At 72.4% G+C, this 25,575-nt stretch carries 20 protein-coding genes; 5 read left to right on the top strand and 15 right to left on the bottom strand.

From position 1 onward, the window contains the following. Positions 1-63: 63 nt before the first annotated feature. Positions 64-672 (top strand): acyltransferase, encoded by a 609-nt coding sequence (locus LO763_RS08840; protein ID WP_255672038.1) that lies wholly within the window; start codon positions 64-66, stop codon positions 670-672. Next, entirely contained in the window at positions 669-1,757 is a 1,089-nt protein-coding gene (gene wecB / locus LO763_RS08845; RefSeq protein ID WP_230601602.1) for a non-hydrolyzing UDP-N-acetylglucosamine 2-epimerase, read from the top strand. Before LO763_RS08840 ends, wecB begins: the two co-directional genes overlap by 4 nt. A gap of 103 nt (positions 1,758-1,860) precedes the next feature. On the opposite strand, the gene LO763_RS08850 is transcribed toward wecB, so the two are convergent. The 4 genes from LO763_RS08850 to LO763_RS08865 all read right to left on the bottom strand — a co-directional run bounded on the left by LO763_RS08850 (position 1,861) and on the right by LO763_RS08865 (position 6,216). Then, positions 1,861-3,144, bottom strand: coding sequence for a nucleotide sugar dehydrogenase (locus LO763_RS08850; protein ID WP_230601603.1), 1,284 nt, complete (start codon positions 3,142-3,144; stop codon positions 1,861-1,863). A gap of 34 nt (positions 3,145-3,178) precedes the next feature. After that, complete coding sequence (locus LO763_RS29695; RefSeq protein WP_230601604.1) at positions 3,179-4,195, bottom strand: Gfo/Idh/MocA family protein; 1,017 nt, start codon at positions 4,193-4,195, stop codon at positions 3,179-3,181. Continuing rightward, entirely contained in the window at positions 4,192-5,295 is a 1,104-nt protein-coding gene (locus LO763_RS08860; RefSeq protein WP_230601605.1) for a DegT/DnrJ/EryC1/StrS family aminotransferase, read from the bottom strand. The genes LO763_RS29695 and LO763_RS08860 overlap by 4 nt, the downstream gene beginning before the upstream one ends. Before the next feature lie 120 nt (positions 5,296-5,415). Continuing rightward, a complete protein-coding gene (locus LO763_RS08865; RefSeq protein WP_230601606.1) occupies positions 5,416-6,216 on the bottom strand; it encodes a sugar phosphate isomerase/epimerase family protein in 801 nt (266 codons plus the stop codon). A gap of 87 nt (positions 6,217-6,303) precedes the next feature. On the opposite strand from LO763_RS08865, the gene LO763_RS08870 reads away from it, so the two are divergent. Further along, on the top strand, positions 6,304-7,137 hold the full coding sequence (locus LO763_RS08870; protein WP_230601607.1) for a DUF3109 family protein: 834 nt from the start codon (positions 6,304-6,306) through the stop codon (positions 7,135-7,137). 49 nt (positions 7,138-7,186) lie between these two features. On the opposite strand, the gene LO763_RS08875 is transcribed toward LO763_RS08870, so the two are convergent. The 11 genes from LO763_RS08875 to LO763_RS08925 form a co-directional block, all read right to left on the bottom strand. Beyond that, positions 7,187-8,899, bottom strand: coding sequence for a CDP-glycerol glycerophosphotransferase family protein (locus LO763_RS08875; protein ID WP_230601608.1), 1,713 nt, complete (start codon positions 8,897-8,899; stop codon positions 7,187-7,189). A 35-nt stretch (positions 8,900-8,934) separates the two neighbouring features. Next, positions 8,935-9,630, bottom strand: coding sequence for a phosphocholine cytidylyltransferase family protein (locus tag LO763_RS08880; protein WP_230601609.1), 696 nt, complete (start codon positions 9,628-9,630; stop codon positions 8,935-8,937). 104 nt (positions 9,631-9,734) lie between these two features. Next, complete coding sequence (locus LO763_RS08885; protein WP_230601610.1) at positions 9,735-10,892, bottom strand: glycosyltransferase family 4 protein; 1,158 nt, start codon at positions 10,890-10,892, stop codon at positions 9,735-9,737. Between the two features lie 16 nt (positions 10,893-10,908). Continuing rightward, positions 10,909-12,039 (bottom strand): glycosyltransferase, encoded by a 1,131-nt coding sequence (locus LO763_RS08890; protein ID WP_230601611.1) that lies wholly within the window; start codon positions 12,037-12,039, stop codon positions 10,909-10,911. A 136-nt stretch (positions 12,040-12,175) separates the two neighbouring features. Further along, complete coding sequence (gene ispD / locus LO763_RS08895) at positions 12,176-12,889, bottom strand: 2-C-methyl-D-erythritol 4-phosphate cytidylyltransferase (protein ID WP_230601612.1); 714 nt, start codon at positions 12,887-12,889, stop codon at positions 12,176-12,178. A 72-nt stretch (positions 12,890-12,961) separates the two neighbouring features. Continuing rightward, positions 12,962-14,638: a glycosyltransferase family 2 protein gene (locus LO763_RS08900; protein ID WP_230601613.1), complete on the bottom strand. Its 1,677-nt coding sequence runs from the start codon at positions 14,636-14,638 to the stop codon at positions 12,962-12,964. After that, entirely contained in the window at positions 14,635-15,930 is a 1,296-nt protein-coding gene (locus LO763_RS08905; RefSeq protein WP_230601614.1) for a glycosyltransferase, read from the bottom strand. The genes LO763_RS08900 and LO763_RS08905 overlap by 4 nt, the downstream gene beginning before the upstream one ends. Before the next feature lie 97 nt (positions 15,931-16,027). After that, entirely contained in the window at positions 16,028-18,793 is a 2,766-nt protein-coding gene (gene topA / locus LO763_RS08910) for a type I DNA topoisomerase (protein ID WP_230601615.1), read from the bottom strand. Between the two features lie 165 nt (positions 18,794-18,958). After that, on the bottom strand, positions 18,959-21,283 hold the full coding sequence (locus LO763_RS08915; protein ID WP_230601616.1) for a sodium-translocating pyrophosphatase: 2,325 nt from the start codon (positions 21,281-21,283) through the stop codon (positions 18,959-18,961). A 200-nt stretch (positions 21,284-21,483) separates the two neighbouring features. Next, the gene (locus tag LO763_RS08920; RefSeq protein WP_230601617.1) at positions 21,484-22,002 is read right to left on the bottom strand and encodes an ATP-binding protein; all 519 of its coding nucleotides are present in this window, start codon (positions 22,000-22,002) and stop codon (positions 21,484-21,486) included. Then, on the bottom strand, positions 21,999-22,358 hold the full coding sequence (locus LO763_RS08925) for an STAS domain-containing protein (RefSeq protein ID WP_230601618.1): 360 nt from the start codon (positions 22,356-22,358) through the stop codon (positions 21,999-22,001). Before LO763_RS08925 ends, LO763_RS08920 begins: the two co-directional genes overlap by 4 nt. 193 nt (positions 22,359-22,551) lie before the next feature. Between LO763_RS08925 and LO763_RS08930 the strand changes: the two genes are divergently transcribed. Together LO763_RS08930 and LO763_RS08935 are read left to right on the top strand one after the other, a co-directional pair. Next, positions 22,552-24,882 (top strand): DEAD/DEAH box helicase, encoded by a 2,331-nt coding sequence (locus tag LO763_RS08930; RefSeq protein WP_230601619.1) that lies wholly within the window; start codon positions 22,552-22,554, stop codon positions 24,880-24,882. A gap of 97 nt (positions 24,883-24,979) precedes the next feature. Then, positions 24,980-25,558, top strand: coding sequence for a hypothetical protein (locus LO763_RS08935; RefSeq protein WP_230601620.1), 579 nt, complete (start codon positions 24,980-24,982; stop codon positions 25,556-25,558). The last annotated feature ends 17 nt before the right edge of the window (positions 25,559-25,575 follow it).

Below are 25,575 nucleotides of genomic sequence, written 5' to 3' on the forward strand. Positions count from 1 at the left end.
GGCAGTCCGCGATGCCGCGGGCGCGCCCGCGCCGGCTCCCGTCGAATGAGTTGAAAGCAGCGAATGGGTTACAGGATTCAGGAATCCGCTCAGGTGCACGAGACCGCGAGCATCGGCGACCACTCCTCCATATGGGACCTCGCGCAGGTGCGCGAGGGCGCGGTCCTGGGCGACCACTGCACGGTCGGCCGGGGCGCGTACATCGGCACCGGCGTCCGCGTCGGGGCCAACGTCAAGATCCAGAACTACGCCCTGGTGTACGAGCCGGCGCGCCTGGCCGACGGCGTGTTCGTCGGCCCCGCGGTCGTGTTCACCAACGACCACCGCCCGCGCTCGGTCGGCCCCGACGGGACCCTCAAGGGGGCGGCGGACTGGGAGCCCGTCGGCGTCGACGTCGCCGAGGGCGCCTCCATCGGCGCCCGCGCGGTCTGCGTCGCGCCCGTGCGCATCGGACGCTGGGCCATGGTCGCCGCCGGGGCCGTGGTCACCCGGGACGTGCCCGACTTCGCGCTCGTCATGGGCGTGCCCGCCGAGCGGGCGGGGTGGGTCGGGCGCACCGGCTCGCGCCTGGAGGCCGACGGGGACCGCCGGTGGCGCTGCCCCGACACCGGGGCGCGCTTCGCCGAACGCGACGGGGCCCTGGTCGAGATCGAAGCGGAGGAGGCGGCATGAAGGTCGTCAGCATCGTCGGCGCCCGACCGCAGCTGGTCAAGCTCGGGGCGGTCGCGGCGGCGTTCGAGGGCACCGGGCACGAGCACCGCGTGGTCCACACCGGCCAGCACTACGACCCCGAGCTGTCCGACGTGTTCTTCAGCGAGTTCGGCATCCCCGACCCGGACTTCCACCTCGGCATCGGGTCGGGCACCCACGGCGCCCAGACCGGGGCGATGCTCGCCGCGATCGACCCGATCCTCGACGCCGAGCGCCCCGACTGGGTCCTCGTCTACGGCGACACCAACTCCACGATCGCCGGGGCCCTCTCGGCGGTCAAGCAGCACCTGCCGGTCGCGCACCTGGAGGCGGGCCTGCGCTCGTTCAACCGGCGCATGCCCGAGGAGCACAACCGCGTGCTCACCGACCACTGCGCCGACCTGCTGCTGGCCCCCACCGAGGAGGCCGTGCGGCACCTGGCGGACGAGGGCCTGGCCGACCGGGCCGTGAACGTCGGCGACGTCATGGTCGACGTCTGCTTCCGGACCCGCGACGCCGTGCTGGCCGCGGGCGGGCGGCCGGACCTGCCCGAGGGGATCGACGCCGACGCGCCGTTCCTGGTCTCGACGCTGCACCGCGCCGAGAACACCGACGACCCCGAGCTGCTCGCCGCGCTCGTGGGCTCGCTGGCGGCACTGCCGGTCCCGGTGGTGCTGCTCGCGCACCCGCGCCTGCGCGCCAAGGCGGACCAGTACGGGCTCAAGCTCACCCAGGGCTCGCTCACGGCGGTCGCGCCGCTGCCCTACCGCGGCCTCGTCGCGACCGTGCTCGCCTCCTCGGGCGTGGTCACCGACTCCGGCGGGCTCCAGAAGGAGGCCTACCTGCTCGGCCGCCCGTGCACCACGCTGCGCACCGAGACCGAGTGGGTCGAGACCCTCGACGGCGGCTGGAACCTCCTGGTGCCCCGCCCCGACCGGCTCGACGCGGCCGAGTGGCGCGCCGTCGCCGCCCGCCCCGCCCCGGCCGCCGCGCAGGGGACGCCGTACGGCGACGGCGCGGCGGGCCGCGCCGTCGTGGCGACGCTCGAACGGCACCTGCGCCGGTAGCGCGGCCCGGACCGGCCCCGCGGCGGCCGGTCCGGAACGTCGAGGGGGCCGGTGCGCGCGCACCGGCCCCCTCGGCGTCGCCGCGCCCTCCCGTGGAAGGCCGTCAGCCGCCGAGGACGATGTGGCGCGTCCCCTGCCAGCGGGCCGGGTCGGTGACGCGCCGGCCGTCGAGGAGCACCTTCACACCGGGCAGGTCCCCGGGGGCGAGGCGGCGGTACTCGGCGTGGTCGGCCTGCACGACCGCGGCGGTCGCGGACTCGCCGCGGTGGGCGGGCAGGCCCTCCTGCTCGAGTTCCTCGGCGGTGTACATGGGGTCGGCCACGTACGGCACCGCGCCCTTGTCCCGCAGGGACGCCACGAGCGGGAACACGCCGGAGAACGCGGTCTCCCTGACGCCGCCGCGGTAGGCGGCCCCGAGGACGAGCACGGCGGCGCCGGTCAGGTCCCCGTAGGCGGCCTCGAGCACGTCGACCGCGTAGGACGGCATCGCCCGGTTCGCGTCGCGGGCGGCCCGGACCACCGTGGCCTCGGGGTCGTTCCACAGGTACATCTGCGGGTAGATCGGGATGCAGTGCCCGCCGACGGCGATGCCGGGCCGGTGGAGGTGGCTGTAGGGCTGGGAGTTGCAGGCCTCGATGACCTTCATGACGTCCAGGCCCCGCTTGTCGGCGAAGCGCGCGAACTGGTTCGCCAGCCCGATGTTGACGTCCCGGTAGGTCGTCTCGGCGAGCTTCGCCATCTCGGAGGCCTCCGAGGAGCCCAGGTCCCACACGCCGTTGGGCCGGGGCAGGTCCTCGCGCTCGTCGAAGTCGAGCACGGCCTCGTAGAACGCGGTGCCGGCCTTCGCGGAGGCGTCGTCGATCCCGCCCACGAGCTTGGGGTAGCGGCGCAGGTCCGCGAAGACCCGCCCGGTCAGGACCCGCTCGGGGCTGAACACCAGGTGGAAGTCCTTGCCGGCCTTGAGGTCCGATCCGGCCTCGAGCATCGGGGCCCAGCGCTCCCGGGTGGTGCCCACCGGGAGCGTCGTCTCGTAGGAGACGAGCGTGCCGGGCCGCAGGCCCTCGGCGACGGCCCGCGTGGCGGCGTCCATCCACCCGAAGTCCGGGACGCCCCCGGCGTCCACGAAGAGGGGGACGACGATGACGACGGCCTCGGACTCGGCGACCGCGGCGGCGGTGTCGGCGGTGGCGCTCAGCCTCCCGGCGGCGACGGCCTCCGCGAGCCGCTCGCCGAGCAGGTGCTCGCCCGGGAACGGCTCCTCGCCGGCGTTCACCAGCTCCACGGTGCGGGCGTTGACGTCGGCGCCGATGACGCGGTGGCCCTTGGACGCGAACTGGACCGCCAGCGGCAGCCCGATCTTGCCCAGGGCGACGACACAGATGTTCACAGGATGGATCTCCTCGGTTCGGGTTGCGGCCGCTTCACGATCGGGCGGGGACGGCGTCGGCGAGCACGACCGTGCGGCCCAGCTCGGCCGAGCGGAGCATCTGCTCGGACACCTCGACGGTGGCCAGGCCCTGGCGCAGGTCGACGATGTCGGCCTCCCGTTCGAGCACCGCGTCGCGGAAGTGCTCGTGCTCGACCAGGAGAGGCTCGCGCTTGCGGATGGCGTACCGGACCATGTCCCCTTCGGACACGCCGCGGAAGGCGCGCAGCGCCTCCCACTCGGTGTTCTCGACCCCGTTGGCGTAGAACGTGAGGTCGGCGGTGAGCGTGTCGGCCACGAAGCAGCCGCGGTCGCCGGTGACGACGGCGGTGCGCTCCTTGAAGGGGCTCAGCCAGTTCACCGAGTGGTTCGCGACGGCCCCGCCCGAGAGCTGGCCGACCGCCGAGACCAGGTCCTCGTGCTCGCGGCCCGAGCGCGAGACCGTCTGGGCGCTGACGGTCCGGTACGACTGGCCGGTGACGAAGCTGGTGAGGTCGATGTCGTGGGTGGCGAGGTCCTTGACGACCCCGACGTCGGCGATGCGGTGCGGGAAGGGGCCCTGGCGCCTCGTCACCACCTGGAGGACCTCCCCCAGCTCGCCGGCCTCGAGCCGCGCGCGCAGGGACAGGACGGCCGGGTTGTACCGCTCGATGTGGCCCACGCCCGCGACGAGGCCACGCGACGCGAAGGCGGCGGCGAGGGCGGCGGCGGCCTCGGCGGTGTGCGCCAGGGGCTTCTCGATGAGCGCGTGGACCCCGGCCTCGGCCAGCGCGAGCCCCACCTGCTCGTGGTAGGCGGTGGGGCAGGCGACCACGGCGTAGTCGAGGCCGAGCGCGATGAGGTCGGTGACGTCGCCGACGAGGGGGGCTCCGCCGGGGACGGCGTCGGCGTCGGCCACCAGGTCTGCGACGCCGACCAGGTCGACGCCGCCGAGGGCGTGGAGGACGCGGGCGTGGTTGCGGCCCATGGCGCCGAGGCCCACGAGGCCGGCGCGGAGGCGTTCGGTGCTCACAGCCGCCCCTCCAGCCCGGTCACGGCCTCGACGATCCGGTCGAGGTCGTCGCCCGTCAGCGACGGGTGGACGGGCACGGACAGGACCTCGGCCGCCGCCCGGTCGGTCTCGGGGAGGTCGGCGCCGCCGGCCGCGTAGGGGGCGAGCCGGTGGATGGGGGTCGGGTAGTAGACGGCGCTGCCGACGCCGGCCTCGCGCAGGAGCTCCTGCGCCCGGTCGCGTCCCGAGTGGACGCGGATCGTGTACTGGTGGTAGACGTGCCGGACTCCCGCGGCCACCGGCGGCGCGGTGACGGCCGCGGCGTCCGCGAACGCGCTGTCGAAGCGGGCCGCGGCGGCGCGGCGGGCCTCGGTCCACTCCTCCAGGCGGGTCAGCTGGACCCGGCCGATGGCCGCGGCCACGTCGGTCATGCGCATGTTGGCGCCGACGATCTCGTTCGCGTAGCGCTGCTCCATGCCCTGGTTGCGCAGCAGGCGCAGGGTGCGGGCGAGCCGGGCGTCGTCGGTGGAGACCATGCCGCCCTCGAGGGCGTGCATGTTCTTGGTCGGGTAGAAGCTGAAGGCGCCGGCCGCGCCGAAGGAGCCGACGGGCTTCCCGTCGATCTGGGCGCCGTGGGCCTGGCAGGCGTCCTCGAGGACCGCCAGCGAGTGGCGCTCGGCCAGCGCGGTGAGGCGGGCCATGTCGGCGGGGTGGCCGTACAGGTGGACCGGCATGATCGCGGCGGTCCGGGGGCCGATGAGCGCGGCGACCGAGTCGGGGTCGATGCAGAAGGAGTCGGGCTCGATGTCGGCGAAGACCGGGTCGGCGCCGACGAGGCGGACCGCGTTGGCGCTCGCGGCGAAGGAGAAGGAGGGCACGACGACCTCGTCGCCGGGGCCGACGCCCATGGCCGTGAGGGCCAGCTGGAGGGCGGAGGTGCCGGAGTTCACGGCGACGCAGTGCGCGGTCGCGGCGACCTTCGCGAACGCGTCCTCGAACGCGGCCACCTCCGGTCCCTGGACCACCATGCCGCTGCGCAGGACCGCGACCGCCGCTTCGATCTCGTCCTCGCCGATGTGCGGCTTCGCCGCGGGGATGAACTCTCGGGTTGGTTGTGGCATGCGTCCTCGCTTGCTGTACTCGGATCACTCGGTGGCGACGCGGCCGGGGCCGTATCGGTGACCAGTAATCTTCAGCAAACGGGCGTGAATACCGAGCGAACGCGAACCGAAGTGTCGGTGTCAGTTCGGGGTGGAGCCGCCGAGCGCGTCCCGGGCGAACTTCAGGGATTCGTACAGGTCGTCGGCCCGCCTGGTGCGGTTGCCGCTCTTGCGGGTCGAGACCTCGAGGGTGATGGACCCCTCCCAGCCGGAGGCGCCGAGCGAGCCGAGCAGCTCGGCGCACGGCTGCGTGCCGCGGCCGGGGACGAGGTGCTGGTCGGAGCCGGGCTCGGTGCCGTCGCACAGGTGGATGTGGCGCAGGCCGTCGCCCATGCGCTCGGCCATGGCGAGCGCGTCGGCGCCGGAGGCGGCGCAGTGCGACAGGTCGAGGGTGTAGGCGTCGTAGCCGTGGCGGGTGGGGTCCCAGTGGGGGCGGTAGGGCACGAGGTTGCGCCTGCCGACCTTGAGCGGGAACATGTTCTCCACGGCGATGGTGACCTCGGGGTAGCGGGCCTTGAGCCCGTCGAGGACGGTGGAGAACTTCGCCGCGTAGTCGCGCTGCCAGGAGAACGGCGGGTGGATGACGACCGTGGGCGAGTCGAGGTACTGGGCGGCCTGGACCGAGCGGCGCAGGCGCGTCCACGGGTCGGCGCTCCACACCCGCTGGGTGACCAGGAGGCACGGGGCGTGGACGGCGCCGATCTTGACGCCGTAGTGCTTGGCGAGGCTGGCCGCCGCCGACGGGTCCTGGGAGACCCGGTCGGTGAAAACCATGAGTTCGACCCCGTCGTAGCCGAGCTCGGCGGCGAGTTCGAAGCCCACCGCGGTGGGCTCCGGGTAGACGGAGGTGGTCGACAGCAGAACCGGGACGGACTGGGTCACGGGGACAAGGGTACGCCGTGCCGGTTCGGGGCCGGAGCGGTGCGGCGCGCACCGGTCCGGGAGCGGTGCGGCGGGTACCGTTGACGGATGACCGACGAGGTGGCCGCGGGTTTCGACCGCGAGTGGGTGGAGTTCCTCGACCCGGCCGATCAGGACACGATGGTCCGGGCCGATCTGACGTGGCTCCTTTCGAGGTGGGGGTGCGTGTTCGGGAGGCACCCGAGCGAGGGCGGGTGCCCCGGGATCGAGGCGGACCGCCCGGCCGACGGGTGCTGCCTGCACGGGGCGTTCTACACCGACGAGGCCGACATCGCGCGCACGAAGCGGATCGTCAAGAAGCTGACGCCCGAGACGTGGCAGCTGCACCGGCGGTGGAAGGACACGATCGTCGACGACACCCTCGAGAACGACGAGGGCGAGGAGGAGCCGGCGAAGAAGACCGCGGTGGTCGACGGCGCGTGCGTCTTCCACAACCGGGAGGGCTTCCCGACCGGCTCGGGCTGCGCCCTGCACCAGCAGGCGATGCGCGACGGGGTCCACCCGATGGAGTACAAGCCCGAGGTGTGCTGGCAGCTGCCGGTCAAGCGCGACTTCAAGACCGAGCACCACGCCGACGGCACCAGCGTGGAGGTCACCCTCATCACCGAGTTCGACCGGGCCTCGTGGGGCCCGGGCGGGCACGACTTCGACTGGTGGTGCACCGGCTCGCCGCTGGCGCACACCGCGGCCGAGCCGGTGTACCTGTCGTACGCGGTGGAGCTGACCGAGCTGCTCGGCGCGCCCGCGTACGAGAAGCTCGCGGACCTGTGCGCCGAGCGCGACCGGCGCGGCCTGGTCGCGCCGCACCCCGCGAGCGCTCGGGCACCGGAGCGCCTGCCGATACCGCTGCGCCGGCGGGCGGGCGCGGCCCGCCCGAACTGAACGCGCGCAGGGCCCCGGCGCGGCGCGCCGGGGCCCTGACGGTGCGGTCTCAGGCGACGGGGGCGGGAGGCAGCGCCGACTCGCCCGTCGCGACCTTGCGGACCGGGTGGGCGTAGGTGGCCTTGACCTCCTTGGCGAACAGCGGGATCAGCTCGTCCGGCGCGATGTCGCCCAGGTAGTACTCGCGGACCTCCGCCCGGAGCTCCTCCTTCGAGTCGGTCAGCAGCAGCTCGTCGAGGACCTGCTCGATGTTCCCGGCGTCGGGGTCGAGCAGGTACGCGGCCTTGGCCAGCGGGAACTCCTCCAGGTACGAGGGCCCGAACCCCTTCGGGTCGGTCATGGCGAACGGGCGGCCGCTGTAGAGCCAGTCCGAGGCGGTGCCGCTGATGTCCGAGATCGCCACGTCGGCGGCGTTGATGCACTCGGTGAGCGTCACCTCGGTCTCGGCCTGCGCGCCCCACAGGTGCGGGCGGCCGGTCCTGGCCGCGTCGGCGGCCACGATCGCCTTGATCTCCTCGGCGAGCGCGAAGTAGGCGGCGTTGGTGCGCGTGTAGGGGTGGGTGCGGAAGATCAGGTCGACGCCGCGTTCGAGCAGCGCCTCCACGATGGCCTTGCCCTCCCGCAGGGACGAGTAGTTGACGTCGGCGGTCAGGCCGGTCCAGGTGGGCGTGTACAGCACCGTCGGGCGGGCCTCGGGCAGGCGCTGGCGCCGGCCGACCTGGAGGTCGTGCAGCTGCGGGCGGCCGATCTTCTTGAACTTGTAGTTCGGGATGTCGACGCCGTGGCGGTGGTAGCGGTCGACGCCGGCCTGCCCGGCCACGAACACCCGGTCGTACATGAGCGAGACGGGGCTGCGGCTGATGGCCTTGTCGGAGTCGCCGTGCATGAGCTGCACGTGGAGGTAGTTGTCGAGCTTGATCAGCTGCGCGTTCTTGACGGCGTGGTTGACGTAGTAGCAGGCGCGGACGCTGTCGGGGAGGATCGTGTCGAGCACCGACTGGGCGGGCACGAGCACGATCGGGGCGCGGGTGAGGGCCGCGATCCCGTCGAAGAGGTACCGGTCGCGGATGATGACCATGTACGGGTCGCCCACGCGGTCGAAGTACGGCAGCCACATGGCGAGCTGGTACTCGGACTCGCGGCCGCCCGCGAAGTGGATCACGAACCTCGGCCGGAGGCGCTCGACGGCGTCCATGACGCGGCCGTCGATCGGGTGGGACACGCGGCGGCGCTGCAGGTAGCCGCGGAGCACGGCCCGGCCGATCCAGCCGAAGCCGACGATGGCGAGCACCAGGAGGGCCAGGTCGGTCGTGAACGCGCCCGGTCCCGAGTGGATCGCGGAGAGCACGTACAGGACCGCGAGGACGTTGGTGAGGTGCCCGATCATGGGCGGGGTCGACCACCGCTCGCCGGTCGTCCGCTCGACGTCGAGGTTGACCGACTGGAGGTACTCGACGTTGAGGCCCTTGCTGGCGACGTCGGCGACCGCGAAGAAGCAGGTGACGAGCATGCCGGCGGCCAGGAGCGGCCAGCGGTCGAACCCGCCGGAGTACCAGACCTCGATGAGGATGGCGAAGGCGGTGAGGATCCGCGCGATGCGCAGCGCCTGCACGCCTTCGCGCCGCCAGGCGATGATGCCGTAGACCGCCAGCGCGAGCCCGAGGGTCACCCAGGTCATGTGGTGGGCCGCGACGGCGGTGGCGGCCGCGGCGATGGCCAGCAGGTTGAGCCGGATGGCCCAGGAGTTCAGCAGCTTCTTCAACGCGTCGTGCCTCGGTTCGGTCGGGGGTCGACGGCTTACTTGAAGGTCTGGTTGACGTTGTTGAGGTCCTCGGCGAAGTCGACCTCGATGACCTGGTGCTGGGAGATGTCCACGGCCTCGAACTTGACGCCGTCCTTCTCGATGGCCAGCTCGATGCCGCCCTCGAAGTAGTCCTGGTCGTCGACCTCGGCGAGGCGCTTGGCGACGAGCGCGCGGTCGTCGGCGGAGACGTAGTTGATGCCGACGGCCTCGCCGAGCGCGCCGTCGGAGACCTTCTTGGAGAGCTTGTTGATGTAGCCGTCGGCGCCGAGGGTGTACTTGACCTCCTCGTCGGAGACCTTCGCGGTGTTGACGGCGATGAACGAGTGGTCCATGGCGATGTGCGGCAGGAGCACGTCGAGGACCTGCGGGTCGAACACGACGTCGCCGTTGAGCCACAGGACGCCGCCGGGGCCGAGGATGTTGAAGGCCTTCAGGAGGCTCTTGGAGGTGTTGGTGTCGCCGTAGGCCTGGTTGTAGATGAAGCCGACGTCGGGCACCTCCTCCATGATCATCTCCTTCTTGTAGCCGACCACGAGGTGGATCGAGTGGCGGCTGAACCGCGAGGTGAGCAGGCGCAGGCTCCGCCCGAGGATGGTCTCGCCGGTGTTCAGCGTCGTCAGCGACTTGGGGTGGGGCTTGCCGAGGCGCGACCCGACCCCGGCCGCGAGGATCACAATGTTCGTGGACATGGCGGCTGCCACCTCATTCGTCTTAGGGTGCTCGATGGGTGCAGTTTACCTATTGTCCATCGGTTGCTTCCGCCTCCCGCCCGATGAGCGGAGCCATGTCACCTTCAGTCGCCGGCGAGGACGTCCCGCCACCGGCCGACCACGCGGGAGGGCTCGAAACCGGCGGCGGTGGCCCTGCCCGCCGCGGCGAGCTTGTCGCGGAGCCCGGGGTCGCCCATGAGGCGGTCGAGGGCCTCGGCCATCGCGTAGACGTCCCCGACCTCGACGAGGAGGCCGTTCTGGCCGGGTTCGATGATCTCGCGGGGGCCGTGGGGCGCGTCGGCGGCGATCACGGGCAGGCCGGCGGACATGGCCTCGACGAGGGTCAGGCCGAAGCTCTCGTGGCGGGAGGGGACGACGGCGACGGCGGCGCGGCCCCACTCGGCGTCGAGGGGCACGGGAGAGCCGGCGAGCTCGACGCGGCCCTCGGTGCGGGTGTCCTCGATGAGCTGCTGGAGTTCGCGCTTCTGGCCGCCCTTGCCGTAGATGCGCAGCCGCCATTCGGGCCGGCGGTCGGCGACCTTGGAGAAGGCGCGGATGAGGACGTCGAAGCCCTTCTCCTTGACGAGGCGCCCTGCGGCCATGACCACGGGGCCGTCCGCGTCCGCGCCGCCCTGGCCGGGCTCGACGGCCGGGACGAGGTTGGGGATGGCGGCGACGGTGCCCTTGAAGCCGCCGAGCGCCTCCCGGTAGGCCAGGGCGTCGGCCTCGGTGCCGGTGACGATCGCGTCGAAGCGGGGGTAGTCGGCGAGGATGCGCTTGCGGACGGCGGCCTTGTGCCGGTCGAGGTAGGCGTGCTCCCAGGCGATGAGGCGCGTCTCGGGGCGCGCGAACGCGGCGAGGCGGCGGTTGACCCCGGGGTGGGTGCCCACGACGGCGTCGGCGTCGGTGCGACGCAGCCAGCGCGCGAGCCGCTTGTCGAGGAGCGCGGAAGAGCCGGCGCCCTCCATGTCGAGGTCGCCCCCGAGCGGGGAGGGCCGGCCCGCCGCCAGGCGGTCGAGCCCCAGCCGGCGGTGGCCGCCCTGGTCGGGGGCGCGGGTGTCGACCAGGTCGACGACCTCGATGCGGCGGTCGTGCTCGAACAGGGGCTGCTTCCGGTTCCGGACGCAGGAGACGACGGTGACCTGGTGGCCGGCGTCGGCGAGCGCGGCGGCCGTGTTCAGCGCGGCCTTGATGGTGCCGCCGAGGCCCCAGATGTTCCGGACGACGAATGCGATGCGCATGGGAGTTCCTTCCGGGTCAGCGACGGCCTGCGACGAGGCGCTCGAAGAGGGCGGCGTGCTGCTGGACGACCTGGTCGGGCTCGTAGCGGCGCGCGGTCTCGCGGCCGCCTTCGGCGAGCTTCGCGCGCAGGCCGGGGTCGCCGATGAGCCGTTCGAGGGCGGCCTGGAGCGAGCGCCAGTCCTTGGACTTGAAGAAGACGCCGTTGACCTCGTCGTCGACCAGCTCGATCGGGCCGTTGGGGACCTTGGAGCAGATGAGCGGGGCGCCCGCGCCCATGGCCTCGATCACGGTGAGCCCGAAGGACTCGAAGTGCGAGGGGACGACCGCGATCGCGGCGTTCGCCCATTCGGGCCCGATCGGCATGACCGCCCCGGGGAATTCGACCTTGTCCTCGACCCGGAGGTCCTCGGCGAGCTGCTCGAGCCGCTTGAGGTCGGGGCCGCGGCCGCAGATGCGCAGCCTCCAGTCGGGGCGGCCGTCGGCGACGCGGGCGAACGCGCGGATGAGGGTGTCGAAGCCCTTGCCCGGGGAGATGCGCCCGGCGCCGACGATCACGTTCGGGACCTCGGCGGGCCGGGGGGCGCCGCACGCGGGGATCGAGTTCGGCACGCATTCGATGAGGCCGCGGTAGCGGGGCATGGCCTCGCGGTAGCGGCGGGCGTCGATCTCGGTGGTGGTGACGACGGCGTCGAGCTTCCGGAAGGACCGGGTGAGGCGCCGCTGGCGCGCTTCGGGGTAGAGGTCGAAGTACAGGTGCTCCTGGGCCACGCGGACCGTGTCGCGGCGGCCGTACTCGGCGAGGTAGAGGTTCAGTCCGAGGTTGGTGCCGACGACGACGTCCGCGTCGGTGGTCCGCAGGTAGTCGCGCACGCGGCGGTCGGTGAGCGCCGACTGCTTGGCCGAGCCCGGGACGTCCCAGGTCTCGAGCAGCGACGTCGACTCGGCGAGGGCGCGGTCGGCGGCGTCGAGCTCCTCACCGCCCTCCTCGACGGGGCGCTGGTCCCACAGCGTGAGGACTTCGATCCGGGGGTCGATGGCGAAGTCCGGCACGGCCTTGTTGCGTCCCACCGTGGCGATCCTCACCTGGTGGCCCAAGTCCGCCAAGGACTCCGCGGTGTTCAGGGTGGTGCGGATGGTCCCGCCCATCCCCCACACCGTCCGAATCAGAAAATCAACCTTCACGAAATCCAAGGTTAACGGTCGGTCTCCACCGCCGCGAGAGGGGGACGGCGTGTCCCGCCGCGTCGCGGACGGCGGCGTCCTCCTCCGCAGCGTCGCCGCCTCAGGTGCGCAGCAGCGCCTCGGCCACCGCGAGATCGTCCGGTCCGGTCACCTTCAGGTTCCGCTCCGAACCGGGGACGGTGAGCACCGGGACCTCGGGGCGGTAGCGGAGCACCACCGAGCAGTCGTCGGTCGGGGTGAAGCCCGGATCGGCGGCGGCCGCCTCGTGGGCCTCGGCGATGAGGCCCAGGTGGAAGCCCTGCGGCGTCTGGACGCGGCGCAGGAGCGCCCGGTCCGGGACGGCGGCGATGCGCCCGTCCTCGACCTGGACCACCGTGTCGGACGACGGGATCGCCGCCGTGGCCGCCCGGTGCCCGTCGAGCGCGGCGGCCACCTCGGCGATGATGCGCCCGCTCACGAGCATCCTGGCGGCGTCGTGGAGCAGGACCCGCGTCGCGGGCCCGATCCCTGGCCGGGCCTCGATCCAGCGGATCGCCGCGAGCGAGGAGGCGGCCCGAGTGGCCCCGCCGCCGATGACGGCCTCGAGTTTCGTCGCCTTCGCGGCCTCGGCGACGGCCCGGGCGGCCTCGTGGTGGCCTTCGGCCATGACCAGGACGATCCGGTCGACCGCCGCACTGGCCTCGAAGGCCTCCAGGGTGTGCTGGAGGACCGGCTTGCCGGCCACGTCGAGGAACTGCTTGGGGACCGCGGCGCCCATGCGGGAGCCGGTCCCGCCGGCGAGCACCGCCGCGAACGTCAGTGGCGCGTCCGTCACGAGTGTCCTCCCGGTCGTCCCTGTGCGAGCGGGGTCAATCTACCGGCCGGGACCGGGCCCGGCGCGCCCCGGTCACCGCGAGCGCAGCGACCGCAGCTTCGCGCGCGACCTCCCCGCCGCCGCGGCGGCGCGGTTGCGGACCGAGCGCACCGGCCGCTGCCAGGCCCAGGGCCGCAGCTCGATCGCCATCCGGCCGCGCATCTGCGTGAGGTACCGCTGCCCGACGGGCTTCGTCCCCTGCTCGTCCCGGACCGCCAGGTCGAAGGCGGTCTGGCGCCGCTCCAGGTCCCGCGTCGCGCAGAGCGGCTCGTCGACCGCGTAGTCCTCGAACGCGACCCGCAGCAGGAGGTCCCACTGCCGCCCGCGCCCGGGAGCGGCCTCCAGCAGCGGCTCCAGGGGCAGCTCGGCGGTGAACCGGCCCTCGTCGAGCGCGACCGGGACCGGGACCTCGGTCGCGGTCCCGCGCAGGCGCGCCACGAGCACTGCCTCGAGCCGGTCCTTCGGGACGTGCGCGAACCCGATGTGCCCTTCGAAGACGAGCGCGCCGTCCTGCTGCGACTCCTCGGCGACCTTGACGCGCACGGGGAACAGCTCGGTGACGTCGACGGCCCAGCGCTCGAAGTCGGCGGCGCCGCCCTCGCCGGTCCACTCCGGCAGCGCGGCGTACACCCGGCCGCGCACGCCGGTCATGGCCACGTCGTCGAAGCGGGCGGCGAGCGCCCCGATCTCGTCGATCGTCGCCGTCGGCAGCGCCCGGTACAGGACCTGCGCGGCGGGCTTGAGCTGCCGCATCGTCGCAGGGGTGGCCCATTTCGCGACCACGTCCTTGATGCGGCCGTGGATCTCGGCGCGGACCTGCGGGTCCTTGATGCGGCGCAGGTAGCGGACGGCGCTCTTGCACTGGAGGTGCAGGAGCCGCTTGAACAGGTAGCCCTCCTGGTGGGGGCCGAGGCGGAAGCCGCGGATCGTCTCGCAGGTGACGTCCACGGTGTTGATCCACTGCTTCGCGGCGCCGACGGGGTCGGTGGTGCCGAGCGCGGTGACGTTCCCGCCGTCGTCGCGGCGGCGCAGGTGCAGGTACGGGTAGTCGGTGAGGATCGAGATCGCCCCGGCGTGCAGGAACGCGGCGGTCACGAACACCGAGTCCTCGCCGAAGAGCATGTCGGTGGGGAACCGCAGGCCGTGGTCGCGCAGCAGGGAGGTGCGGAACAGCTTCCAGGGGCCGACGCTCCAGAACGCGTACGAGTCGAAGACCGTCGTGCGCGGCAGGTGCTTCACGAACGCCTGCTTCTTGTCGGGGCGGCCGTTCGTCCCGACGACCTTGCCCATGACGACGTCCGTGCCGTTCTCGCGGGCCGCCGCGACCATCCGCTCCAGGGCCTCGTCGCCGATCCAGTCGTCGGCGTCGAGGAAGAACACGAACTCGCCCCGGGCGTCGGCCAGGCCGCGGTTGCGGGGCCCGCCGGGCCCGCCCGACGCCTCCTGGTGGATCACGCGGGTGTTGTCGGCGTGCTCCTCGGCCCAGCGGTCGAGCAGTTCGCCGCTGCCGTCGGTGGAGCCGTCGTTCACCAGCAGGTGCTCGATGCGCTCGCGCCCGATGGTCTGCCGCTGGACCGATTCGAGCCCCTCGCGCAGGTAGTCCGCGGCGTTGTAGACCGGGGTGATCACGGTCACGAGCGGCGGTGCCGACGCGGCGTCCCCGCGCGGCGACGGCACGGCGGCCGCCGTGGGCGATGGTTCGGGTTTCATGGTGTCTCCCCACCGTTCTTCATGGAATGGGATGCGTGCGCGGCCCGGCGTCCCCGCACCGTGAGGGCCCGCTCGAACAGTTCAAGGTGTCGCTCGACGATCCGGTCGGGCTCGTACCGCGAGGCGGTGCGCCGCCCGCCCGCGGCGAGGCGGCGGCGCAGGGCCGGGTCGGACATGAGGCGGCGCAGCGCCTCGGCGAGCGGCTCGGCCCGCTTCGGCGGCACGAGCAGGCCGTTCTCCCCGTCGTCGACCAGCTCCAGCGGCCCGTGCTTCACGGCGGTGCACACCACCGGCAGCCCGGCCGCCATGGCCTCCACGATGACGAGGCCGAACGGCTCGTACCGCGACGGTATCGCGGCGATCGACGCCCGCCCCCACTCGGCGTCGAGCGGCGCGACCGCGCCGGGCAGCTCCACCCGGCCCTCGAGCCCGCGCTCGGCCACCATGGCCCGCAGCCTCGCCTCCTCCGGCCCGCGGCCGTAGATCCGCAGCCTCCACTCCGGGAAGTCCGCGGCGAGCAGGTCGAACGCCTCGATGAGGACGTCGAGGCCCTTCATGCCGGTGAGGCGCCCGGCGGCCATGACGACCGGCTCGGTCAGCGCCGAGGGCGCCGCGGCGGGCGGGATCGAGTTGGGGACGCACCGGACCCGGTCGGCGCATTCGGGCAGCGCCGCGCGGTAGGCCGCGGCGTCGGCCTCGGTGACCGTGGCGATCGCGTCGAACCGGGGATAGGCGGCCAGGATGCGGTCGCGGACGGGCGCCGGGTAGCGCTCCAGGAACAGGTGCTCCTGGGCGACCATGGCGTAGCCGGGGCGGCCGTACTCGGCCATGTAGAGGTTGGTGCTCACCTGGGTCCCGACGAGGACGTCGGTGTCGAGCCCGCGGAGGTAGCCCGCGACGCGCCGGTCGAGCAGCCGCGAGGACTCCGGCATGTTGTTGACGCGGTCCGCGTCGAGGAACGAGGGGCGCCTGGACCGGACGAGGTCGGCCGGCGAGAGCCACTCGCCGCCGTGGCGGCGCCGGCGCCGGTCCCAGAGGTCGACGACGCGGACGCGCGGGTCGAACGTGAAACCGGGTGCCGTCCAGGAGCGCACGCACGAGGCCAGGGTCACCTCGTGGCCGGCGTCGGCCAGGGCCTCGGCGGTGTTCAGCGTCGTCTTGATGGTGCCGCCGATGCCCCAGAGGTTCCGGACTAGGAAAGTGATGCGCACCGCGTGGAGTACCGCCTTCGAGGATTCGGCGGGCGCCGCCGCGGCGCCCGGGGTGCGCGGCAGCGCCGCCCGTAGAGCCATGACGCCCGAACCCGCGGGTGCGGTTGCACCCGGGAGGCCTCGAGTTTACGAAGGGTTGAACGGGCGGTGCCCGGGCGGTGTCCGATGTGGTCCGCCGTCACTCCCCGCCAGGGGGTGCGGACTTCTTGGCGGCCTTCTTCGCCGTCTTCTTCGCGGCGGTCTTCTTGACCGCCTTCTTGGCCGCGGTCTTCTTGGCGGTCGCCTTCTTCGCCGTCGCCTTCTTCGCGGTCGTCTTCTTGGCCGCCTTCTTCGCGGCCTTCTTGGCCGGGACCGCGCCCGAGGCGACCTTCTCGCGCCGCTCCGCCAGCAGCTCGGCGGCCCGGTCGATGGTCAGGTCCTCGATCGAGTCGGTCTTGCGGATCGACGCGTTCGTCTCCCCGTCGGTGACGTACGGCCCGAACCGGCCGTCCTTGAGCGAGACCTCCTTGCCCGTCACCGGGTCCGGCCCCAGCTCCTTGAGCAGGGTCTGCGACCGCTGCTGGCGCCCGCGCGACTTCGGCTGCGCCAGGAGCCGCTCGGCCTGCTCCAGCGTCAGCGTGAACAGCTGCTCCTCGCTGTCGAGGGACCGGAAGTCGCGGTTCTTCTTCACGTAGGGGCCATGCGGGCCCAGGCCCGTGCGGATCTCCTCGCCCTCGGCATCCTTCCCGACCAGGCGCGGCAGCGTCAGCAGCCGCACCGCGTCGTCCAAGGTCAGCTCCGAGAGCTTCTGGCCCGTCAGCAGCGACGAGGACTTCTCACCCGAGGTGACGTACGGTCCGTACCGGCCGGTCTTGGCGTACACCGGCTCCCCCGTCTCGGGGTGGGTCCCCAGCTCGCCCTCGCCGGAGCCGAGCTCGTACAGCTCCTCCACCTTCGCGGGCGTCAGCTCGTCCGGCGCCAGCGACTGCGGGATCGACGTGCGCTCCCCCGGCTCGCCCTCCGCCTGCGACGGGTCGGTCCGCTCCAGGTAGGGCCCGTACCGGCCGACGCGGACGACGACCTTGCGGTCCTTCTCGTCGGTGTACAGCGGGATCGAGTTGATCCCCCGCGCGTCGATCTTGCCGAGCTCCTCCTCCACGAGGTGCCGCAGCCCGCCCGAGGCGGCCACGGTGCCCTCCCGGTCCCGGCCGCCGAAGTAGAACTTGCGCAGGAACTCCTCGCGCTGCTCCTGCCCGGCGGCGACCTCGTCGAGCTCGTTCTCCATCCCCGCCGTGAAGTCGTAGTCCACCAGCCGCGGGAAGTGCTGCTCCATCAGCCCGATCACCGCGAACGCCAGGAAGGCCGGCACCAGCGCCTGGCCCTTCTTGAACACGTACTCGCGGTCCTGGATGGTCTGCATGATCGACGCGTACGTCGACGGGCGCCCGATCCCGCGCTCCTCGAGGGCCTTGACCAGGCTCGCCTCGGTGTAGCGGGCGGGCGGCTGCGTCGTGTGCCCCGCGGCCTCCAGGCCCCGCTCCGTCAAGCGCTGGCGCTCGGCCAGCTCCGGGAGGCGCTTCTCCGCGTCATCGGCGTCGCCCTCCTCGATCGACTCGACGTAGGCGAGCAGGAAGCCCGGGTTGGTGATGGTCTTGCCCGAGGCCGCGAAGTCGGCCTGCTCGCCGTCGGCGGTGGCCGCCCGCGTCCGCACGGACGTCGAGTTCCCGGTGGCGTCGACCATCTGCGAGGCGAGCGTGCGCCGCCAGATCAGCTCGTACAGCCGGTGCTCCTCGGCCGACAGCTGGCTCTTGAGCTGCTGCGGGGTCTTGAAGCGGTCGCCGGAGGGCCGGATCGCCTCGTGCGCCTCCTGCGCGTTCTTCACCTTGCGGGCGTAGTGGCGCGGCTCCGAGGGCACGTACTGGGCGCCGTAGAGCTCGGCGGCCTGGGCCCGCGCGGCGTTGATCGCGGTGGCCGACAGGTTCGTCGAGTCGGTCCGCATATAGGTGATGTGGCCGTTCTCATAGAGCCGCTGGGCGACCCGCATCACCTGCGCGCTGGAGAGCCGGAGCTTGCGCCCGGCCTCCTGCTGGAGCGTCGAGGTGATGAACGGCGCGTAGGGCCGGCGGCGGTACGGCTTCTTCTCGACCTTGACGACGGTGAAGTCGCGGCCCTCCAGGCGCCGGGCCAGCCCGCGGGCGCCCGCCTCGTCGAGGTGCACGACGTTGCCCTTGGCCTTGCCGGTGGCGGCGTCGAAGTCCTTGCCGGTGGCGACCCGGTCGCCGTCGACGGCGATGAGCGTGGACTTGAACACCTGGTCGTCGGCAGTGGCGAGGGTGGCGGTGACGTCCCAGTAGTCGGCGGCGCGGAAGGCCATGCGCGAGCGCTCGCGCTCGACGACGAGGCGGGTCGCGACCGACTGGACGCGCCCGGCCGACAGGCGCGGCATGACCTTCTTCCACAGCACGGGGCTGACCTCGTAGCCGTAGAGGCGGTCGAGGATCCGGCGGCCCTCCTGGGCGTCCACCAGGTCCTGGTTGAGCTCGCGGGGGTTCGCGGCGGCCTCGGCGATGGCCTGCGGGGTGATCTCGTGGAAGACCATCCGCTTGACCGGGACCTTCGGCTTCAGGGTCTCCAGGAGGTGCCAGGCGATGGCCTCCCCCTCGCGGTCCTCATCGGTGGCGAGGAAGAGCTCGTCGACCTCGGCGAGGTAGCCCTTGAGCTTCTTGACGTGCGCGGAGCGCTCGGGGTTGACGATGTAGAGCGGCGTGAAGCCGTTGTCGACGTCGACGCCCAGGCGCGACCAGGCCTTGTCCTTGTACCGCGCCGGGATCTCCTTGGCATTGCGCGGCAGGTCACGGATGTGCCCGAGCGAGGAGTCGACGATGTAGCCGGGGCCCAGATAAGCGGCGATCGTCTTCGCCTTCGCCGGAGACTCGACGATGACCAGGCGTTTGATGTCCGGCACTGCTCCCACCGTTCACTCGGAAAATGCACTCGATTCGTTACGTTAGCTCACGCTTCCGCATTGCGTCCCCTGAGTATGGGCGTGCCCCGGCCGTCGGGCTGCGGTGCGACGCGCGCACTTCGCCGAAAAACGGCCGGGGCACTCCTTCGTGATCGTCCCGTTCAGCTAGCCGACCTCGACCGACTCACGCTGCTCCGGGGCGTGGGCTTCCCCCGACTCCACCAGCGCCGAGCGGCGCTTGGAGACGACGATCGCCACCACCAGCACGGCCACCGCCACGGCGGCGATGATCCAGCGGACGGGCCCGTCCTGGCCGTCGCCGATGGTGTAGACCACCACGGCCGGGGCGATGATGAGGCTGACCAGGTTCATGACCTTGATCAGCGGGTTGATGGCCGGGCCGGCGGTGTCCTTGAACGGGTCGCCGACGGTGTCGCCGACCACGGCCGCGGCGTGGGCCTCGGAGCCCTTGCCGCCGTGGTTGCCGTCCTCGACGTCCTTCTTCGCGTTGTCCCAGGCGCCGCCCGAGTTCGACAGCATGACCGCCATGAGCACGCCGCAGGCGATCGCGCCCGCGAGGTAGGCGGCCAGCGGCCCCACGCCGAGGCCGAAGCCCACCGCGATCGGGGCGGTGACGGCCAGCAGGCCCGGGGTGACCAGCTCGCGCTGGGCGTCGCGGGTGCAGATGTCGACCACGCGGCCGTACTCGGGCCGCTGGGTGCCCTCCATGATCCCGGGGAAGCGCGCGAACTGGTCGCGGACCTCGTTCACGACCGCGCCCGCGGAGCGGGCGACGGCGTTCACGGCGAGGCCGGAGAACAGGAACACGACGGCCGCGCCGATGATGAGGCCCACGATGTTCTTCGGGTCGGCGATGCTGAGCGCCTCGAACAGGGCCGAGCCGATGAGGCCGTCGTCGCCCTGGCCGACCGCGTCGGTGTAGGAGCCGAACAAGGCCGTGGCCGCGAGGACCGCGGTCGCGATGGCGATGCCCTTGGTGATGGCCTTGGTGGTGTTGCCCACCGCGTCGAGGTCGGTGAGGGTGCGCGCGGCGTCCCCTTCGACGTCGCCGGACATCTCCGCCACGCCCTGGGCGTTGTCGCTGATGGGCCCGAACGTGTCCATGGCGACGATGACGCCGACGGTGGTGAGCAGGCCGCAGCCGGCGAGGGCCACGGCGAACAGGCCCACCAGGAGGACGCCGCCACCGAGGAGGTAGGCGCCCAGGACCGCGGCGGCGATGAGCAGCGCGGTGTAGACGGCCGACTCCAGGCCGAGCGAGAAGCCCGAGAGGATGTTCGTGGCCGCGCCGGTGCGGGTCGAGGCCGAGACGGTCTTCGTGGGCTTGTAGCGGGTGTCGGTGTAGTAGCCGGTGAGGCTCATGATCGCCGCGGCGAGCGCGATGCCGATGACGACGGCGACGATGGCGAGCACCTGCGGGTTCACGGGGATGTCGGCGGCGTCGACGCCGCTGCCGAGCTCGTCCCAGCTGGAGGGCACGTACATGAACACGGCGACGGCGGTGAAGGCCGCCGCGATGACCGCGGAGATGTAGAAGGCGCGGTTGATCGCGGTGAGGCCGGAGGCGTCGGAGGCGCGCATGCGGGTGATGATCACGCCGATGATGGCGCAGACGATGCCCACGGAGGCGACCAGGAGCGGCAGGACCAGGCCGGTCTCGCCGAAGGCGGCGCGGCCGAGGATGAGGCTGGCGACCAGGACGACCGCGTAGGACTCGAAGAGGTCGGCGGCCATGCCGGCGCAGTCGCCGACGTTGTCGCCCACGTTGTCGGCGATGGTGGCCGGGTTGCGCGGGTCGTCCTCGGGGATGCCCTGCTCGACCTTGCCGACGAGGTCGGCGCCGACGTCGGCGGCCTTGGTGAAGATGCCGCCGCCGACGCGCATGAACATGGCGAGGAGGGCGGCGCCGAAGCCGAAGCCCTCCAGGACCACGGGGGCGTCGCCGTTGTAGACCAGGACCACGATCGAGGCGCCGAGGAGGCCGAGGCCGACGGTGAGGAACCCGACCACGCCGCCGGTGCGGAAGGCCAGGTGCATGGCGTTGGTCGGCTGGCCGTCGCGGGCCGCGGCGGCCACGCGGACGTTGGCGCGGGTCGCGAGGTTCATGCCGGCCCAGCCGATGAACGAGCTGAACAGGGCGCCGACGATGAAGAACAGGCTCCGTCCGATGCGGACGTCGTTCCCGGCGTCTCCCACGGGCAGCAGGAACAGCAGGACCACGGCGATGACGACGAAGATCCCCAGCGCCTTGAACTGGCGGCTCAGGTAGGCCGAGGCGCCCTCCTGGACGGCGCCGGAGATCTCGCGCATCTTGTCGGTGCCGGTGCCTGCCGCGAGGATGCTCTTGACGAGCGCGGCGGCGCCTCCCAAGGCGACCAGTGCGAGCGCGGCGGCGACCACGACGAGGCTCAGGTTCGAGCCCGCGAGCTGGCCTACGCCCTCGTCGCCGTTGGCGAGCAACGTATGCATGTAGTTCCTCCAAGCAGTGGCACGGACGCGCGGTGGACGCGCGTCCGGCTGACGCAAACACAAAGGGGCCGCGGGACCGGGTAGGACGGGTGCGGCCGAGCCGGGCCCGACGGTCCGGCAGACATAACGTGCGGAGTGTAACGATGTGAGGGCTTTAGGAGTGGGGTCGGTCACGGGCGGGGGCGGGGGTGTGGCAGGCCTCAGTGGTCGGCCGCGGAGCCGGATCCGGGCAGGGGCCAGCTCATGCTGACGGTGGTGCCGCCGTCGGCGGCGGGACCGGTCACGACCAGGTCTTCGACCAGTCCGCCGAGGACGATGAGGGTGATCTCCTCGGAGAGGGTGTCCTCTTCGATCGCTTCGTGATCGTTCGCTCGCGCATCGCCGCCGGGGACGCCGGCGCCGACCCGGCCCGTGGAGCGTGCGCGCAGATCCTGCGCGTTGTCGGTGATTTTCGCAACAAAACGATCACCGATCGAAAATTCTACGCGCACGAGTTCGTCGATGCCCCGGTCGCGATGCCGCAGGACCGCGCGCGTGCACGCCTCGCCGACGGCCTGGCGCACCTCGTCGAGGAGGCTCGCGGCCACGCCGGCGTGGGCCGCGACGTCGGCGGCCACGAGGCGGGCGGCGCGGACGTAGGCGGCGGCCGGGGTGAACGCGAACCGGACGGTGGCGGGCTCGGCCCGTCCGCCCGCGCGGTCGTGCTTGGAGCCGTTCACTCGCCGGGCACCGCTTCCCGGACATCGAGCACCTTGTCCAGTCCGGTGAGGTCCAGGAGCTTCCTGATGCGGGGGTTGGCGCAGACGACGACCAGGCTGCCGCCCGCGTCCGAGAGGCGGCGGCGCGCGCCGATGAGCACGCCGAGGCCGGTGGAGTCGCAGAACTCGGTGGGCGTCAGGTCGATGGCGACCCGCATCCGGCCCTCGGAGGAGAGCTGGCGGACGGCCTCGCGCAGCTGCGGGGCGGTGTACATGTCGATCTCGCCGGTGACGCTGATGACCGCGTACTCGCCGACCGTGGAGAGGCCGAGCCCCAGTTCGGGCTCGGCCGCGCCGTCGCCTGATGTCCCTCTCACGCCGTCTCCCTCACCGGTGGCGGGGCTCGGGCCGGGGCCCGGGCCTGTCTGTGCTGTCCCTCGCGGACTCTGTGTCTTGGCCCATAAGCGTACTGCGTTCCGGGTGGAGGGGAGCCGGGAGCGTATGACCGAATTGCGGCGGCGGCCGCGAGCGGCGGGGGCGGTTGTCGGGGGGCTGCGGCATCATGGGGACGTGCCGACCGACCGTCCCACCGAGCAGCTCCTGGCCGCCCTCGAGAGCGAGGACGGCGGCCTGCGCCATCTGCGCCGCCTCCCGGCGCGGCGCGCGGTGCGCGCCGACTGGCCCGAGTGGGTGCCCGCGGAGGTCCGCGATGTCTTGGGGGACAACGGGATCACGCTGCCGTGGCCGCATCAGGCCGAGGCCGCGACCCACGCGTTCGAGGGCCGCGACACGGTGATCGCCACCGGCACCGCCTCGGGCAAGAGCCTCGCGTACCTGCTGCCGCTGCTCACCGAGGCGGCCTCGGGCGGGGAGGGCCGGACGCTCTACCTCGCGCCCACGAAGGCGCTGGCGGCCGACCAGGCCCGCGCGGTGGGCGAGCTCGCGGTCCCGGGGCTGGTCCCGGCGATCGTGGACGGCGACACCCCGTTCGAGCACCGCCAGTGGGCGCAGCGCTTCGCGAACCTCGTCCTGTCCAACCCCGACCTGCTGCACCACTCGCTGCTCCCCCGCCACCGCATGTGGCGCTCGCTGCTCAAGAACCTCAAGTACGTCGTGGTCGACGAGTGCCACGTCTACCGGGGCGTCTTCGGCGCGCACGTGGCCCTGACGCTGCGCCGGCTGCTGCGCCTGGCCGAGCACTACGGCGCGGACCCGACGGTGATCGCGGCCAGCGCGACGGCGGCGGACCCGGCCGCGTCGCTGTCGGTCCTCACCGGACGGCCCGCGGCGGCGGTGACCGAGGACCGCTCGCCGCACCCGGGCGCGACGGTGGGCCTGTGGGAGCCGGTGGCCTACGAGGTCGACGGGGAGCCGCGGCAGGCGAGCACCCTGTCGGAGACCGCGCGGATGCTCGCGCAGCTGGTGCGCCGGGGCGTGCGGACGCTCGCGTTCGTGCCCTCGCGGCGGGGCGCGGAGATCGTCGCGGCCGAGGCGCGCTCGCGGCTGGGGGCCGATCCGGCCGCGGGCCGGATCGCGGCCTACCGCGCGGGCTACCTGCGCGAGCACCGGCGCGACCTCGAATCGGACCTGCGGGAGGGGCGGCTGCTCGGGGTCGCGACGACGAACGCGCTGGAGCTGGGCATCGACGTGACGGGCCTGGACGCGGTGCTGCTGTGCGGGTACCCGGGCCGCCTGGCCTCGTTCTGGCAGCAGATCGGGCGGGCCGGGCGCGGGGACACCGAGGCGCTCGCGGTGATGCTCGCGAAGGACGACCCGCTCGACACGTTCCTGGTCCACCACCCCGAGGCGATCTTCGACCGGCCGGTCGAGGCGAGCGTGTGCGACCCGTCGAACCCGTACGTGCTGGCCGGGCACCTGTGCCTGGCCGCCGAGGAGCTGCCGCTCAAGGAGTCCGACCTCGCGTCGATCCCCGGCAGCCGGGAGGTCGCCGAGCAGCTGTGCGAGCAGAGGCTGCTGCGCAGGCGGCCGGGCGGGCGCTACTACTGGGTCGGGGCCGAGCGCCCGGAGGTGACGCTGCGCGGCTCGGGGCCGATGGGCGTGGACATCGCGGAGACGAGCACGGGCCGGCTCATCGGCACCGTGGACGCGGCCGCGTCGCACCGGCTGGTGCACCAGGGCGCGCTGTACCTGCACCAAGGCGAGTCGTACCTGGTGGACGACCTCGACCTGGAGGAGGGCCTGGCGCTGGTGCACGCGGCGAAGCCGCCGTGGACGACCACGACGCAGGAGATCACCCACCTGGAGGTCCTCTCGATGCGCGAGCGGCTCGAGATGGGCGAGGCGGCGCTGAGCCTCGGGGAGGTCGAGGTGACCTCGTGCGTGATCTCCTACCAGCGGCGAAGGCTCCCCTCGGGCGAGGTGATCGACACGCAGTCGCTGGACCTGCCGCCGCAGACGCTGCGCACGGTCGCGGTCTGGTGGACCGTCGACCCCGAGTCCCTCGACGGCCTCAAGGACCTCGCCGGGTCGCTGCACGCGGCCGAGCACGCCTCGATCGGGCTGCTGCCGCTGGTGGCGACGTGCGACCGGTGGGACATCGGGGGCCTGTCGACGGCCGCGCACATGGACACGGAGCTGCCGACGGTGTTCGTCTACGACGGGCACCCCGGCGGGGCGGGCTTCGCCGAGCAGGCGTTCCGCAGGTGGAGGGAGTGGCTGGGCGCGACCAGGGACGCGATCACCGGCTGCGAGTGCGGGACGGGCTGCCCCAGCTGCATCCAGAGCCCCAAGTGCGGCAACGGGAACGAGCCGCTGAGCAAGCGGGGCGCGGTCGTCCTGCTGGACAAGGTCCTCAAGGCGGGTGAGGGCCCGGTGAAGACCGTGGCGTTCGCCGCGGAGCCCGAGGCGAAAGAAGACGACCTCTGGCCCGGCGACTTCTGATAACAGTGAGTGATTCTCATGCAGCGAGCCGTGAAACCACGGTGCGTCTTTCGCTAAACTGAGCGCCGACCCTCAGCCGAAGGAGAACCTCCCGACCATGTGGCACGCCTATGTCGACGAGTCCGAACACCTCAGGGACGGCGACGCCCATACTTACATCTTGGCGGCAGCCCTCGTCGCCGACGATGAGTGCGAGGAGGTCCGGCACCAGGTGCGGGCGTTGCACCGCAGCGGCGAACCGAAACTTCACTGGTTCCGGCTGACGGACTCAATGAGGGAACGGATGGCGAAATCGGTTGCGGCGCTGCCCGCGCTGCATATCGTCGTCGTCCGGGTCACCGAGCACTGCCGCGACAGTGAGCGGGCGCGCCGCAAGACCTTTGCGCGACTTCTGTACGAACTGGAAACTCGCGGAATCGACCGAGTCACCGCCGAATCACGGCAGCGTAAACAGAATGATCGCGACGTCGCCTTCGTCCGCGGCCTTCGAAGCTCCCAGCAGATCGGTATCGACGTTCGGCTGGAACACGTGTCGGGCCCTGCCGAACCGCTGCTTTGGGTGCCTGACATCGTGGCGGGTGCGATTCTGTCCGCAACGCGGGGCGATGACCGGTACCGGGAGACGCTCACCTCGGTCTTGGACCTGGTGACCTTGGAGAACTTATCCAGAAAATGACGCGGGCCCTGGACACC

It is taken from the genome of Glycomyces amatae (assembly GCF_020991375.1).
Classification (GTDB): Bacteria; Actinomycetota; Actinomycetes; order Mycobacteriales; family Micromonosporaceae; genus Glycomyces; species Glycomyces amatae.